Origin of the sequence: Undibacterium sp. FT79W (genome assembly GCF_014284215.1) — a bacterium.
Lineage (GTDB): Bacteria > Pseudomonadota > Gammaproteobacteria > Burkholderiales > Burkholderiaceae_D > Undibacterium > Undibacterium aquatile.
Genome location: NZ_JACOGB010000002.1, coordinates 328,001 through 342,888, shown reverse-complemented (window position 1 = coordinate 342,888; position 14,888 = coordinate 328,001). Strand labels below are relative to the sequence as shown.

Below are 14,888 nucleotides of genomic sequence, written 5' to 3'. Positions count from 1 at the left end.
TCAATGACTTACGCTAAGGGGGTTGTGCCGTGTGATACAGGGGGGGATCAAATGTCTGTAAGACTATGAGCCTAGACCGTCCGTTTCCTCAATCTTTCCGTGGGTAGTATTTTTCAATAGGGGGGGGAGTCAAAAATAGAGGCATTGACCTGCTGGGGATTGGTTTAGTCCAGATTGTTTGTTTGGCGGCGTATCGCTTGAAATAGACGGTGCATTTCTTAATTTTGTGGTGGGGGCGGGTCAAGAGTCTAAAAAAGCACAGGCGGAAACCGTTAGCTTAACTGTGAATTTATGGAGAGCGAAAACTACCCCCTAGGGGTTTAGATTTAATTGTCATTAAGTTATAAAAACAGAGGCGCAAAATTTTTTGACGGTATATTTGACGGTATTGTTTTAAATTGAAAAACATAAGTATTTGATTTAAAAGTAAATTTAAATAAATTTAGATTCCGGCCTCGGCACCATATCGACATCTTAGTAAGTGTAAAAACCCGCAAATTCTTTGGAGTTTGCGGGTTTTTTGTTGTCTGTTTCAAATGTCCGATACCATTGTTGCCCGATTGTCGCGTGCATAGTTTGCAGACATAATGTTTGCCTGACTGAACCGGCCACTGGGCTTGCTTTTCTCTAATCACAAGGATCATTGATGTCTGCTATATCTCCAGAAAGCACGGTAGTTTTACAGATTGACGGATTGCATATCGCGCATCTGCGCCTTGTCTTGCGCGACTGGTCGACTGAGATTTATTCTGGTGTAACGCTGGTGTGTGATGAGGAGGTGGAGTGTAAGACGGATTTTCTGCGTTTGCTGGCGGCTGAGCTGCCGTACGCTGCGGGCGACCTTACTCTGCTGGGTGTGGCGCAGCATGTGGACGTCTCGGCTTACAGGCAACAGGTTTTCTGGATCGAGCCATCCGCTACAGAGTATGATGAATTCACCGTGGAAGGATTTTTTTCTTGGCAGGCAAGTCGCTATGCCGGCTTTGATCAGACTGTGTTATTGCAGTTGATAGAGGGGCTGGCGCTGGGGCCGCATTTGTTTAAGCAGATACAGATGTTATCGTCTGGCACCCGGCGCAAGGTGTGGATTTCCGCAGCGTTCGCGAGCGGCGCCGCGCTGACTTTGCTGGATGATCCGCTGGCAGCACTCGATAAAAGTTCTGCGCTGTTCGTATTATCACAGATGGCCGCCTTGGCGCAGGATGGGCAGCGCGCATTGGTAGTGGGGGACTATCAGGCACTGGCGAATGTGCCGCTGGCGGCAAGAATAGATCTGGGGGGATGACCGACGTTTGAGCCTTGTTGCATGCTTAATCGGCAGACGGAGATGTTGTGTAACAGGATTGATATATGCCTGTCTTAATGCAGGACAAAAATGTCCACGTCAATTTTCACCGGTTGAGCTGCTTTTCCGTGTCGGTTTAAAAGCGCCCCCGTTTTAGACAAATGTGGTGACGTTACTGTACTCGGTGCAACGCGGCTCGTCACAGAGTATCGATATTCTCTAAGATAATTTTTGCCTGTTTCTGGAATTCTGCAACCGTTGCAGTATCCATTTTTTCCAATTGACGGTAGGCCATGCCGATACGTGGATTCTTCGCAAGAGAATTGGCGTTACGCTGAAAAAAATTCCAATACAGAGCATTGAACGGGCATGCGCTCTCGCCAACGCGCAATTTTTTATCGTAGCGGCAGCCTTTGCAATAATCACTCATGCGATCGATGTAGGCAGCGCTCGAGACATAGGGTTTGGTCGCTAATAATCCGCCATCTGCGAATTGACTCATGCCTATGGTGTTTGGCAGTTCCACCCACTCAAATGCATCGATGTAGATACCCAAATACCAGCGATGCACTTCCGCTGGATCCAGACCCGCGAGCAGCGCAAAATTTCCGATTACCATCAGGCGCTGAATATGGTGTGCGTGTGCGTGATCCAGCGATTGTGTGATGGCATGGGACAGACAATTCATCCGAGTTTTGCCATTCCAGAACCAGCTCGGTAACTGACGGCTGTGTCCGAAGAAATTTTTCTCTCCGTACTCAGGCATGTTTGCCCAATACACGCCGCGTACGTATTCGCGCCAGCCTAATATTTGTCGGATGAAGCCCTCTGCTGCAGCCAGCGATGCACGCCCGGAGTGATACGCTGCCTCTGCTTTTGCAACCACTTCACGAGGATTCAGCATTTTTACATTTAAGGCGAACGACAGGAGCGAATGAAATAAGCGCCATGATTTAACACTCATCGCGTCTTGAAAATCGCCAAACTGCGGCAGCGCATTATCGATGAAAGCATCCAATTGTTGTAGCGCTTCCTGACGGTTAAGTGGCCATGCCAATTGCCTGGTCTGAGGATTGCCGAAACTTTTTACTCCCGCATCGACAATGGTCTGCCACAAATCAGAGTGATCATGCAAAGTCCGCGTATCTTGAGGCTCAGGCGGATTGCCGCGCCACGGCTTGCGATTGTCGTGATCATAGTTCCATTGACCGCCAAGAGGCTTTTTCGTGTCTTCCATTAATACGTGATGAGTCACGCGCATCTGGCGATAAAAAAATTCCATTAACCATTGTTTGCGTCCGGTAAAGATGTCGGACACTTCGTTACGACTTGTATAGAAATGTTCGCTATCAACCATGACCCACGGAATATTTGCGCGGCGACCATGTTGATATAGCTGCTGATCCAAACGCCACTCATCCGGCGCCTGATACTCAAATACCGTCGCCTGATATTGACTGATCAGTGCGTCAATATTGGCTGGTAGGGATTGCAGATTATCCGTATCGTCAATCGCGATGTAATGCACTTGATGTCCCGCGTCGCGCAACTGCTGGGCCAGATCGCGCATCGCCGCAAAAATCGCCAGAATTTTTTGTGCGTGGTGCAAAACATAATCTGTTTCTTGCCGCACTTCCATGAAGACATAGGTTGTCGCATCATCGACTTCGCTGAACCAGCGATGTTGTGGATTGAGCTGGTCACCCAGAATCAGTCTGATTGTCCGGTGAGGCAGGGTTGTGCTGGCGATAGTGTGTTTCATATGGTTTGTGTGCTTACCATCTATTTCTATTTAGCGTTCCAGAGTCGCTGATATGTGCCATCGCGATCGTAATCATGGACTTGTTTTGTATGTTGAACCTTCTGCCGTTGCGAGGATCGATACCCGCCTGGATATGAATAACCAATTGCCCTGAGCGCTATAGACATCATCAATTATTGGTCTCGTCAAGTCTTTCGCTTGCTATCCTGGCGGCATCGGTCGGAACAGTATTTCACATCGTTCCACACTTTTTCCCATTTCTTGCGCCATGCAAATGGTCTGTCGCATTGAAGACAGAGCTTGGTCGGCAACTCCGACTTTTTTCGCATACGCATGTCAGTCGTCCTAATAAACTGCATTAAAAAATTCGTTTGGTCTTGCTAAGTAAAACGAGTCACTTATGTCGGTGTCTATATATTTACCTTGAGATCAGCCTGTATGTGTAATTCATCGATTTGTTTGCGTGGCAATTGATGTGTGTTTGTAACGGGGCTAAATAGTAGCGTGGAAATAGAGACTTCGCATTTGGTCGTAAACATCGCGTACTAAGGATGTGCCCATTCAGGACTTGGGATAGCTTGACGGTTCAGGGTAATAAATTAAAGTTGAAAGCTGTAAAAGATTTTGTGGTTGGATTAAAACGGAGTGATGCACTGTCCGCAGAAATACTGATATCTGACGTTGTTTCTGAGAAATGATTTAAAGGTTGACATACAACGAACGCTATGTGGCTTTCAATTTCATTAGTTAAATTAAATCGAATCCATAAATTTAATTAAGTTGATTAATCGATTTGTGCTCTCTAGAATGAATTCCGTAGCAGATGTTAAACAAATGATGCGGTGATTGAATAACTGATCGCAGTATTGATGCACTTACAGTTGACTCGTGCTGAGTTTTTACCTAATCCTGCCTTATCCGAGTCTGAATTCCGAGGAGAAATCTATGTCAAACGAAGCAAAATGCCCTTTCAACCATGGCACTGCCAAACACACTGTTGCCGCAGGCGCACCGAATAATGCCACTTGGTGGCCGAATCAGCTCAAGTTGAATATTTTGCACCAGCATTCCCCTAAATCGAATCCTATGGGGGAAGACTTTGATTACACAAAAGAATTCAAGTCGCTCGATCTGCATGCCGTTGTTGCTGACTTAAAAGCCTTAATGACCGATTCACAAGATTGGTGGCCAGCAGATTGGGGACATTACGGCGGTTTGATGATACGCATGGCCTGGCATGCGGCGGGCACTTATCGCGTATCGGATGGGCGTGGCGGGGCAGGCACTGGCAATCAACGCTTTGCGCCTTTAAATAGCTGGCCAGACAACGGCAATCTCGACAAAGCACGTCGTTTGCTGTGGCCGATCAAACAAAAATACGGTCGCAAAATTTCCTGGGCAGATTTGTTCATCTTAGCGGGCAATGTCGCCTTGGAATCAATGGGCTTTAAGACCTTTGGTTTCGCTGGTGGACGTGAAGATATTTATCAACCAGAAGAAGATATCTACTGGGGTTCAGAAACCGAATGGCTCGCAACCAGTGATAAAGAAAATAGTCGTTATGCTGGCTCAGTCGCAGGCTCACGTGACTTAGAAAATCCCTTAGCGGCCGTGCAAATGGGTTTGATTTATGTGAACCCAGAAGGTCCTGATGGCAATCCTGATCCAGTCGCATCTGGTCGTGATGTGCGCGAAACCTTCGCACGGATGGCGATGAATGATGAAGAAACGGTGGCCTTGGTCGCTGGCGGTCATACATTCGGTAAAGCGCATGGCGCTGGTGATCCTGCTTTAGTAGGACCAGAACCAGAAGCGGCAGGCATAGAAGAGCAGGGCTTAGGCTGGATCAACAAGTTCGGCTCAGGCAAAGGTGTACATACGACCACGAGCGGCATCGAAGGTGCTTGGAAGCCGAATCCTACAACTTGGGACAACGGCTACTTTGACATGCTGTTCGGTTACGAATGGGAATTGACGAAGAGCCCGGCAGGCGCGAAACAATGGGTGGCGAAAGATTGCAAACCTGAGCACCTGATTCCAGATGCGCATGATCCATCGAAGAAGCATCCGCCGATGATGACGACTGCCGATTTGTCACTGCGTTTTGATCCTGCTTACGAAAAAATCGCGCGTCGCTTCCACCAAAATCCGGCAGAATTTGCCGACGCATTTGCACGTGCCTGGTTCAAATTGACGCACCGTGACATGGGCCCCGTGGCACGTTATTTAGGCGCATTGGTACCGAGCGAAACACTGATCTGGCAAGACCCTATTCCTGCTGTGAATCACGCATTGGTGGATGCGCAAGATATCGCTACATTGAAAGCAAAAGTGCTTGCATCTGGATTGAGTATTGCGCAATTGGTTAATACTGCATGGTCATCCGCATCGACTTTCCGGGGCAGTGATAAGCGTGGTGGTGCGAATGGTGCGCGGATTCGTTTATCTCCACAGCGCGATTGGGAAGCGAATCAGCCATTGGAATTAAATAAAGTGCTGACGACTTTAGAGACTATCCAACAAGAATTCAATGCGGCGCAAACTGGCGGCAAGAAAATTTCTTTGGCTGATTTGATCGTGTTAGCTGGCGCAGCAGCGATAGAAGCAGCGGCAAAAAAAGCAGGGCAAGAGGTGCAAGTGCCTTTCGCACCAGGTCGTATGGATGCAGCGCAAGAGCAAACTGATATCGAGTCATTCGCGGTCTTAGAACCAGCAGCCGATGGTTTCCGTAACTATGTGCGTGCGGGTTTAGAAAAACACGCGGCCGAGCTCTTGCTCGATAAGGCGCAGTTGCTGAATTTAAGCGCACCAGAAATGACGGTCTTGGTCGGCGGCTTACGTGCTTTGAATGCGAATACCGGAAAAACGCAGCACGGTGTTTTCACCAAACGCCCTGAAACCTTGAGCAACGACTTCTTCGTTAATTTGCTCGATATGCGCACCAAGTGGCAGCCATCCAGTACAGCGGGTGTACTCGAAGGCCGTGATCGTCAAACCGGCGAAGTGAAGTGGACAGGTACTACGGTCGATCTGGTGTTTGGTTCAAATTCACAGTTACGTGCCTTGGCGGAAGTGTATGCCAGCAGCGATGCGCAGCAAAAATTTGTGCATGATTTCATTACTGCCTGGAATAAGGTAATGAATGCAGATCGCTTTGATTTGGTGTGATCCAGAGTGATTCTCTAACGGTAGTCCTTCAGTAGCTGAAGCGTACCCACTTTCCCCCTTTTAACTGGGCAAGAGTGGGTACGCTTATATTTATCTGAACCAGGATAAATACGGACTTATAAGGGGCCGTTTATTTTGCCCAGATATTAACGCAACTGAGCCAGCACCGTTTTTGCCACTTCTTCAGAGCTTGCTGGATTCTGACCGGTGATCAGATTACCGTCGGCAATCACAAATACTTGCCAGTCGGGTCCTTTTTCATAGCGGGCACCAAGCGCTTTAAATTCGTCTTCGATTAAAAAGGGAACGACATCTGTCAGTTGAACGGCATCTTCTTCACCGTTGGTAAAACCATTGACTCTGCGACCACGAATCAATGCTTGTCCATCAGCGCCTTTTACGTGACGCAATGCGCCGGGTGCGTGGCAGACAAAGCTGATCGGTTTTCCTGCACGGTCAAATGCTTCGATCAATGCAATAGATGTTTGTGATTCGGCCAGATCCCATAATGGACCATGTCCACCCGGATAGAATACGGCATCAAAGTCTTTTTCATTGATGGACGAGAGCACGACTGTATTTGCCAAAGCGAGCTGCGCCTTTGCATCGCTTTTGAAACGGTGGGTTAAGTCGGTCTGAAATTCCGGCAGATCGCTTTTTGGATCTAATGGCGGTTGTCCGCCGGCAGGTGATGCTAGAACGATGTCTGCGCCCGCATCGGCAAACGTATAGTAAGGTGCTGCAAATTCTTCCAGCCAGAAACCAGTTTTTTTGCCGGTGTCACCGAGTTGATCGTGGGATGTCAGTACCATTAAGATTTTCATTTTATTTTCCAGTTCTGTAAAAAGAGAGGTGTTATTTATTGCCATTCAGTAGCGCTGTTGCAGCGCCGAGTTTTTCTTCATAGGGGGCTCTTAAACGCAGGTTGGATGCGCCATCTTCGCTCTGCCGTACCACAGCTTTGGCGTGTGTGAATTGCCGGAAACCGTGTATGCCATGATATGCGCCGATACCCGATGCACCGACACCGCCGAACGGTAATGTCTCTACCGAGGCGTGAGACATCACATCATTGATTACCAATGCGCCGGATGTCGTTTTCTCTGCGAAGTGGTTTTGTTTTTCCGTATCGTTGCCGAAGTAATAAGCGGCCAGCGGACGCGGACGCGCATTGATAAAGCGGATGGCCTCAGTGACTGAGTCAGCCGCAACCAGGGGCAGGAGTGGTCCGAAAATTTCTTCTTGCATGACCGCCATGCTGTCATTCGCGTTCAGAATCAGATGAGGCGCAATTTTCCCAGTGATAATGTCGTAATCTGGTTCGCCTTCTGGCGCCAGACTCACAATGCGGGCGCCTTTATTTTTGGCGTCCTGTATCAGACCGATGAGCCGCTGAAAATGTCGCTCGTTAACGATGGATGTATAGTCTTTATTCGTCTGTATCTCCGGGTAACTGTTTGCAATCAGGGACTTGGCCGCAGCAACAAATGCATCGGCTTTATCGTCTCTGATCAGGACATAGTCAGGTGCAAGGCAAATCTGACCGGCATTGAAGGTTTTCACTGTCATCACCCGTTCGGCAGCTAAGCCGATATCGGCATTTTCCTCGATAACCACGGGGGATTTACCACCTAACTCCAGCGTGACAGGCACCAGATTTTCTGCGGCAGCTTTCATCACATGACGCCCGACGGTGGTGCTGCCGGTGAAGACCAGATGATCAAATGGCAGTGCACTGAATGCAGCGCCGACCGAGGCATCTCCTAATACAACGCCAAGCTCCATCGGGTCGAAATATCGGGCAATGAGTTCCGCCAGGACTTCGGATGTTCTCGGTGTCAGTTCAGAAGGCTTAATCAGTGCGCTGTTGCCTGCGGCGAATACGCCAGCAAGTGGGCCAAACGCCAGATTTACCGGAAAGTTCCATGGACTGATGATGCCAACCACACCCAGGGCCTGATATTGAATCCAGCTTTGCATTCCAGGATAAGGGGACGCGACCGGTTCTGCTTGCATCCAGCCTTCCAGTTGTTCCGCGGAGTGGCGCAGCATATTTGTTGTCGTCAGTATGTCAGCGGCTAAAGACTGATAATGGCTGCGGTTACCAAAATCGGCGCTCATGGCCTTAACTAACTGCTCGTGATTGTCAGTGATTAATTTTGCGGCACGCTGCAGACGGTTTTTGCGGGTCGCTGCGTTCACATGCCCGTGCGCGAGATGTGCTTTTTTCATCGCGCCGAGTATCGTCATTAAGTCTTGGTGAGTCTGAGGATTAAGCATGATGTCAGATATTCTTTTTAAAAAATGATGTCAGGGGTGCTGCATTTGTCTCATGAAGGTGAGCGTCATTCGTGCTACGCACACCTCGTCGGCATGGGAAACATCTTACTGGGTGGTGACAGTGCTGGCTAATTAGACTATCTTAGTGGTGCCATAAATTAATTTATACCTTATTCATGTCTCTACAGCGTCTCCGGACTTTTATTGAAGTGTACAGGCAGCGCTCCGTCACGAATGCGGCGCGCAGTCTGAATCTGACCCAGCCAGCGGTGTCTCAGCACATCGCCGGGCTGGAAGTGGCGATAGGTCGTAAATTGTTTGAGCGGGAGGTGCGTGGTGTTGTGCCGACGGCAGCTGCGGACGAGCTGGCTGCTGATTTGGGCAATAAACTCGATGATGCAGAAGCGGCCTTATCCTCCGCCAGAGCCAGGTCGATTGAACTTACCGGTGCGCTGCGTATTATCGGGCACGGCGACTTTCTGGCCGAAGTGGTGACAATACATTTGCAACCCTTGCTTGAAGCTGGTATGAAAGTCCGGTTGCATACGGGAGACAGTGACCTGATTACTCATATGCTGACGGAGGGACATTGTGATCTGGGGATTTCCGCTTACCCTGCAAATGATAAGCGTCTGCATTGTGAGTTGATCCGGAACGAGCGGGTACTTGCGGTCGCTTCGCCTCAGGTTGCCGATAGGATTATCAGTGCACCGGATTTCCGGCAGGCATTGCTTGCTGAGCCTTTACTGGCGTATAACCTTGAGCTGTCGATGATAGATCGTTGGCTGGTAAAAAATAAAATTGATCATGGGCAGATCAATCCGGCGATGACAGGTCAGGATTTACGATCGCTTCGTAACCTCTTATGCAGGCATTTCGGTTGGACTGCGCTGCCCGAATATTTGTGCGCGCCGTATCTGGATAATGGTCAACTGATGGAAATTCCGGCCCCCGTCGGTTCCACCTTTCTTGATTACTATCTGGTGTGGACGCCGTCAGCGTTAAGGCAGCCGAGGGTAGCGCATGCACGTCAGTCCTTACTGTGGAATTTAAAGAAAACCTGATTGCTGTAAGGTCGTCAAAGTTGTGCCGACATTGCATTTACTGATGCGTGATGACTGGCTGAGCGTTGCCACCGCCAAGTGCCAGGAATAAGCTGATCTGATCGTTTGTCAGTTGTGCATCGGATGCCGCTAATGCCGCTTCTGATGAGGCGGCGCCGCGATCTGCATCCAGTACAGACAGAAAATCTGTCCGGCCACTTTCAAACAAATGGCGTATCTGCTGTGCCGCCCTGACACTTTCGTCACGGGCGGTCTGTAGTGCGGTATTTCTATCTTTTTCTCTGGCGTAGATAATCAGCGCGCTCTCCGCTTCTTTCAGTGCATTCAGAACGACCGCATCAAAGTGAGCCAGTGCGCCCTCTGCGCTGGCCTCTGCTGCGGAGACCCGACTACGGGCGCCTGCAGACGGGAAGCTCCATGAGATCAGTGGGCCGAGATTCCAGTGAAAGGCATTGCCTGCGCCAAAGTGATCTAACAATCCGCTGCTTCCGGCGGATATACCAAAGGAAACGTGAGGATAAAGATCCGCGATTGAGACGCCGATGCGGGCGGTGGCTGCAGCCAGATTACGTTCCGCCTGGCGGATATCTGGCCGGCGGCGCAGAAGGGCTGCACCGTCACCTACGGGTAACGGAGACGTTAATCTGGGAACATCGTGACACTGAGGCTGGTTCAGACTCATTTCCTGCGGGGTTTTTCCGGTTAATACTGCCAGTTTGTAATAAGCCACACGTTGTTGTGATTGATATTGCGGCAGTGCCGATTGCAACAGGGCAAGTTGCGCAAGCGAACGCGTATGGTCGATCTCGGTTCCCCGTCCGAGTTGAATGCGTTTTGCGATGAGGTCGGTGGTTTTTTTCTGTAAGTCGATCGACCGCTGGCCGATGGTAATTTGCCGCATTGCTGAGCAGGCTTCGGTATAGGCACGGGCTGTATCGGCGACAACGCTGATTCTGACCAGATCGTATCCAGCCTGTGCCGCCTGAGTATCCGCGTTGGCGGCTTCAGTCGCGCGGGCAATTTTGCCGAACAAATCGGCCTGGTAAGAAACACTGACAGTGCTATCGTAACTCCAGCTATCCGGCAGGGCATTTGGTAAACCTCTTGCCGCTGCAGAAGCTCGCCCGGCAGATGGTGCAGCGCTGAGACCGATAGTGGGTGTTGTCGCATCCGCAGTTTCTTTTTCTACTGCACGGGTTCGTGCAAGGTTTGCGGCAGCAACTTTCAGATCTGCATTTGCGTTCAGCGCCTCTTGGATTAACGCGTTCATCACCGGTTCGTCATAAAGTTGCCACCAGTTGTCTGGTAATGGTGTGGAACGATATACCGTTTCGCCGGCCGCCAGAAAAGGTGCGGCAGCAACAGGCCGCTGTACCACGGACTGCGATGGTAGTGAATACTGTGGTCCGGAGGCAGTGCAGCCGGACATCAGCAGAATGGCGGCGTAGCAGGTGACCTGTGTGTAAGCAAGGATGGATTTCATTTTAAAAATCTACTCAGGTACGGCTGTTGCGGACATCGACGGTCACTGTCTGTCCTGCGACCAGTGTGGTTCCCTGCGGCAGCTTATCGAATGTAATGCGGACTGGAATGCGTTGTGCAAGCCGGACCCAGTTAAATGTCGGATTGATGCTGGTTAATAAATTGGGTGAGGTAAGACGATCGCGTTCGGCAATCCCGCTGGCAATACTATCGACGTGCCCGGGCAGCTTGGTCGTGCCGCCCATAGGAATAATCGTGACGGCATCACCGGCAGCAATGCGGGGCAGTTTCGTTTCCTCGAAATAGCCTTCGACATAGTAAGAATCGGTGTCGATCAGCGCCAGAACGGCGTGACTGGCACTGACGTAGGAGCCAGTTCGTAAATCAAGGTTGGCAACGCGGCCATTAACTGGCGACAGTATGTGAGTCCGTTTCAGATTCAGTTTTGCCAGATCCCGGTTGATCGTCGCCTGAGTCAGTGCTGCGCGCAGTTGTTCAACATGGGCGCTGCCTTGTTCCTTGCTTTCATCGGAAACCAGTTCGCGTAACGCGTTGTTGCGGCGTGCTTCTTTAATCGCCTGCTCAAGTGCGATTCGCTGAGATAATTCTGCTGCCTCGGCCTGCCGCAAAGCCAGCTCAAAGCGTGCGCTATCAACGTCGAACAGCACATCGCCGATGCTGACTTGCTGGTTGTCATGAACCAGGACTTTGGTGACTTGACCAGAAACATCTGGTGCAACCTGAATCACGTTTGCCTTGATGCGACCGTCCCGTGTCCACGGGTCCATTTCATAGTGCCACCAAAGACGCCAGGCCAGAAAGCTGGCGATCACGACAAAAATGCAGGTCAATGCGACGCGAGAGTAAATTGCGAGAGTTTTTTTTAAATTATTCAGTTGCATAAATCAATAACCTGAGTTTGTCAGAACAAGTGAAAAACTGCCTAAAAAAATGAAAAACAAGGCCAGTTCAAAAAGAGCCGGATGCCATAGGAAGCGGTAAAAGCCGGTGCGCATCAGGAAACGTCCGGCCAGCATCGTGCACAGAAAAGCGACGATGGCGAGTAGTAAAAGGACGGGAACGTACAGCCCGAAAATACTGATTTCTGCTGTCACGCTATCTTTTCCTTTACAAACGGGTTGTATGTACGGGCATCGGGAAACAGATCACGACGCATACTGGTTAACGCTGAAATCGCTGCCAGATGAATAGGTTTGCTATCGCTGGCGCAGATCTCACGCAGCGTTTGATCGATCTGATAATTCAGTGCGTTGGCGGTGGTGTTGTCCAGGTTTGTAAAGTGATTGCCGATACTGGTGAATAGCGGCGACAACAGAATGCCGTTCATTTTCAATTCCGCATTCATCCCGCGTAATTGCGTAATATGAATCCCTGCGCGCAGCTCACGTAAATGATGGATAGTGTGATTACGTTCATCGGGGTTGGGGTGACGTTTGGATAGTCGCGGCATCAGCAAACCGATGCGGTCAACAGTGCGGATCGCGATGTCACGTAATGGTGGCGCTGATAAGTGGCTCATTTCTACAAATTCACGATGGACGGTTTGCATCATCCGGGAAATCATCCAGTCGTTGCTGACCGTGCGAATCAGGCTGGTGACAACGCCGGCTGTCACAAATCCGAAAAGCTGCGCAAGTAAGCCGTTAAGAAAACTGGTGATTTCCAGTGTGCCTGTGTCTTGCAGTGACAACGCGCCGGCAACTCCGATTAGGAAGGCGAGTGCTTTGCCTCCGGTTGCAGGATGGGGAATGTAGCTGCCAGCGACGATAAATAAAGGGGCCATGCAAAGCAGCAGCATTTCAAAACTGTGAATCGCCGGAATAATGCTGATGATGTAAAGCATCGCAACAGGTACCGACAGCAAGGTATATTTGATAAACATCTTAATCGCCGGAACCGGATCGTCCTGCGTTGCAAAAAATGAGCAGAACACGCCTGCCATCATGGGCGCGGCGGCCCCGGCAGGCCATGCGGTGAGTATCCAGAATGCGCTGCAGACAGAAATGGCGACGACAGCAGCAAAAGCAGATCGGAATGCCATGCCATGATCGCGGTGCAAAACGGATGTATTGGCATGTTCCTGAGTGGAAGTGGTTCCTCCTTGCATCGCGAGTGTAATCTGACTCCTTAACTCCAACACTTCCGCATAGATGGTAATCAGTTTACTGAGGCGCCTGATCAGATTCAGACACAGGATATCGCTCCAGCTTGAGGCCGCGCTGAACTTCGGCGTCAGTAGTTCAAGTTCTTTTTGGAATGCTGTTAAGCGTTGAGCCGCCTCGCTATTTTCCTCTTGCAGCCAGGCGGCGACGTCATTTAGCAGCTTTTGCCAGCGCGGCGTTAAACTCGCCGGACTCAGATGTTGCAACGTGTTCAGCCGGTCTTCTACTGCCAGTAGCAGGGCAAGCATATTGGTGATGTTGTCGGCTAATCTGTGAACCAGCCCCGAGGTCAGTCGCAAGTTAGAAGTGTCAAACGGCAGGTGCGTTGACATTACACGCAGATCAGTAATTTCAGCCGCGAGGGAGAGACGGGCAGATCCCAATGCGGATACGCTGCCGGGCGTCGGTTGCAGCACGTCGTACATCCAGCTCCGTACATCACGGATCGCTGCATCCAATCTGTTTAAAATGCCTGGGCCTATCCCTTGCGGAAATACAACGGAGTGAACGACACTGGCAGACAAAATACCAATGCAGATTTCTTCAACGCGAGCCAGACCAGTATCGAAGATTGAGGTCGGATCTGAGACCGCGGGAAAACCGATCAGACCGGCGGTATAACCTGCCAGCATAAAAACATAGGAGCGGGGTGTACGGTCAAGTAAGGAAATATACAGACATAGTCCCACCCACAAAGCGATTGCGGCGGATAGCAGCTCAGGCGCGTTCGCTAACTGCGGCACTATCAGAATGGTGAACAGCGAGCCCAGAATCGTACCAAAAACACGGTAAATCGCTTTGGAACGTACGGCTCCGGCAAACGGATTGGCGACAATATACGCGGTCATCATCGCCCAGAACGGTCGGGGTAAACCGGATGCCATTGCGATATACAAAGCCAGCATGGCCGCAACAAAGCATTTTGCAGAAAACAGCAGGTGAGAAGGTGAGGGAAGTTTCACGATATTTCTGCAGTCTTATTCTATAGGTGTCTCGGTCAGTTGCCCATTGAGTTTGTTGAGCACGCGCAGGCAGGCTTCGACGTCAGCCTGCGGAATGTCGCTGAACAGTTCCCTGCGAAATGGTAAAAGCGCCGCTTCTAAACGTTCTGCCACTTGTTTCCCTTCTGCGGTCAGAAAGAGTGCCTTGGCTCGCCGGTCTGTAGGGTCATCCTGTTTTAAAACAAGACCGCTGTCGATTAACTGATCGATCAATCGCACCATCGACGGAGGCTCGATGCCAACCGCCTGAGCGACTTTGCCCGGGCGCACACCATCACCCAACCGCGAAATCATCAGTACAGGCCAGGCGCTTGCATGTGAAAGATGAAAGTCCGCCGTCATTTGGTCTGCGGCAGATTTATAAGCGCGACCAACCTGTATCAGCGTATGTGTCAACGACATCAGGGTTTTATCGTAAGGGGTCATTGTGCGATTAATTTAATTAGCATGCTAAATATTAGCATGATATTTAAAAATCCGCCGGGACCTGAAACCAATCTGTAGCTACACCAGAGATCCTTACTAAAGGGTTATTCAATCGCTTGTATCTGAAATGAGATGTCCGGCTGGTGTCCTTTAAAGGGAATAAACGGGTATTTACTCCTTTATTCCTCGCATCCAAGTTCGGCGGCGCGTTCAATAATCTCATCTGTAAATTTACGT

12 protein-coding genes are annotated in these 14,888 nt (G+C 50.1%); 3 read left to right on the top strand and 9 right to left on the bottom strand.

Going from position 1 to position 14,888, the window contains the following annotated elements; genetic code table 11:
- Nucleotides 1-646 precede the first annotated feature (646 nt).
- Nucleotides 647-1,285, top strand: a complete 639-nt coding sequence (locus H8K38_RS04710; protein WP_255422821.1) for an ATP-binding cassette domain-containing protein — start codon at nt 647-649, stop codon at nt 1,283-1,285.
- Nucleotides 1,286-1,484: 199 nt separating this feature from the next.
- Here H8K38_RS04710 and H8K38_RS04705 read toward each other — a convergent pair whose 3' ends face one another.
- Nucleotides 1,485-3,047, bottom strand: a complete 1,563-nt coding sequence (locus tag H8K38_RS04705; RefSeq protein ID WP_186883646.1) for a cryptochrome/photolyase family protein — start codon at nt 3,045-3,047, stop codon at nt 1,485-1,487.
- A 185-nt stretch (nt 3,048-3,232) separates the two neighbouring features.
- Complete coding sequence (locus tag H8K38_RS04700) at nt 3,233-3,376, bottom strand: DUF2256 domain-containing protein (RefSeq protein WP_370587061.1); 144 nt, start codon at nt 3,374-3,376, stop codon at nt 3,233-3,235.
- A 616-nt stretch (nt 3,377-3,992) separates the two neighbouring features.
- On the opposite strand from H8K38_RS04700, the gene katG reads away from it, so the two are divergent.
- Nucleotides 3,993-6,215, top strand: coding sequence for a catalase/peroxidase HPI (gene katG, locus H8K38_RS04695; protein ID WP_186883644.1), 2,223 nt, complete (start codon nt 3,993-3,995; stop codon nt 6,213-6,215).
- Nucleotides 6,216-6,361: 146 nt separating this feature from the next.
- Here katG and H8K38_RS04690 read toward each other — a convergent pair whose 3' ends face one another.
- Nucleotides 6,362-7,039, bottom strand: a complete 678-nt coding sequence (locus H8K38_RS04690; RefSeq protein WP_186883643.1) for a type 1 glutamine amidotransferase domain-containing protein — start codon at nt 7,037-7,039, stop codon at nt 6,362-6,364.
- Between the two features lie 31 nt (nt 7,040-7,070).
- Entirely contained in the window at nt 7,071-8,495 is a 1,425-nt protein-coding gene (locus H8K38_RS04685) for a coniferyl aldehyde dehydrogenase (RefSeq protein ID WP_186883642.1), read from the bottom strand.
- A gap of 176 nt (nt 8,496-8,671) precedes the next feature.
- Between H8K38_RS04685 and H8K38_RS04680 the strand changes: the two genes are divergently transcribed.
- Complete coding sequence (locus tag H8K38_RS04680) at nt 8,672-9,559, top strand: LysR family transcriptional regulator (RefSeq protein ID WP_186883641.1); 888 nt, start codon at nt 8,672-8,674, stop codon at nt 9,557-9,559.
- 37 nt (nt 9,560-9,596) lie between these two features.
- Here the strand turns inward: H8K38_RS04680 and H8K38_RS04675 are convergent, their stop codons facing one another.
- From H8K38_RS04675 to H8K38_RS04655, 5 genes are read right to left on the bottom strand one after another with little or no spacing between them, the layout of a single operon-like run.
- Nucleotides 9,597-11,042 carry an efflux transporter outer membrane subunit gene (locus tag H8K38_RS04675; protein ID WP_186883640.1) on the bottom strand — a complete coding sequence of 482 codons (1,446 nt, stop codon included), beginning with the start codon at nt 11,040-11,042 and terminating at the stop codon, nt 9,597-9,599.
- Between the two features lie 13 nt (nt 11,043-11,055).
- Entirely contained in the window at nt 11,056-11,943 is an 888-nt protein-coding gene (locus H8K38_RS04670; protein WP_186883639.1) for an HlyD family secretion protein, read from the bottom strand.
- 3 nt (nt 11,944-11,946) lie between these two features.
- Nucleotides 11,947-12,156 (bottom strand): DUF1656 domain-containing protein, encoded by a 210-nt coding sequence (locus H8K38_RS04665; RefSeq protein ID WP_186883638.1) that lies wholly within the window; start codon nt 12,154-12,156, stop codon nt 11,947-11,949.
- Nucleotides 12,153-14,186, bottom strand: a complete 2,034-nt coding sequence (locus tag H8K38_RS04660) for an FUSC family protein (RefSeq protein WP_186883637.1) — start codon at nt 14,184-14,186, stop codon at nt 12,153-12,155. Before H8K38_RS04660 ends, H8K38_RS04665 begins: the two co-directional genes overlap by 4 nt.
- Nucleotides 14,187-14,201: 15 nt before the next feature.
- Entirely contained in the window at nt 14,202-14,627 is a 426-nt protein-coding gene (locus H8K38_RS04655) for a MarR family winged helix-turn-helix transcriptional regulator (protein WP_255422820.1), read from the bottom strand.
- Nucleotides 14,628-14,888: the final 261 nt, after the last annotated feature.

Coding starts and splice junctions, on each gene's coding strand:
- H8K38_RS04710 (WP_255422821.1), top strand. CDS start 647: ATGTCTGCTATATCTCCAGAAAGCACGGTAGTTTTACAGATTGACGGA.
- H8K38_RS04705 (WP_186883646.1), bottom strand. CDS start 3,047: ATGAAACACACTATCGCCAGCACAACCCTGCCTCACCGGACAATCAGA.
- H8K38_RS04700 (WP_370587061.1), bottom strand. CDS start 3,376: ATGCGAAAAAAGTCGGAGTTGCCGACCAAGCTCTGTCTTCAATGCGAC.
- katG (WP_186883644.1), top strand. CDS start 3,993: ATGTCAAACGAAGCAAAATGCCCTTTCAACCATGGCACTGCCAAACAC.
- H8K38_RS04690 (WP_186883643.1), bottom strand. CDS start 7,039: ATGAAAATCTTAATGGTACTGACATCCCACGATCAACTCGGTGACACC.
- H8K38_RS04685 (WP_186883642.1), bottom strand. CDS start 8,495: ATGCTTAATCCTCAGACTCACCAAGACTTAATGACGATACTCGGCGCG.
- H8K38_RS04680 (WP_186883641.1), top strand. CDS start 8,672: ATGTCTCTACAGCGTCTCCGGACTTTTATTGAAGTGTACAGGCAGCGC.
- H8K38_RS04675 (WP_186883640.1), bottom strand. CDS start 11,042: ATGAAATCCATCCTTGCTTACACACAGGTCACCTGCTACGCCGCCATT.
- H8K38_RS04670 (WP_186883639.1), bottom strand. CDS start 11,943: ATGCAACTGAATAATTTAAAAAAAACTCTCGCAATTTACTCTCGCGTC.
- H8K38_RS04655 (WP_255422820.1), bottom strand. CDS start 14,627: ATGTCGTTGACACATACGCTGATACAGGTTGGTCGCGCTTATAAATCT.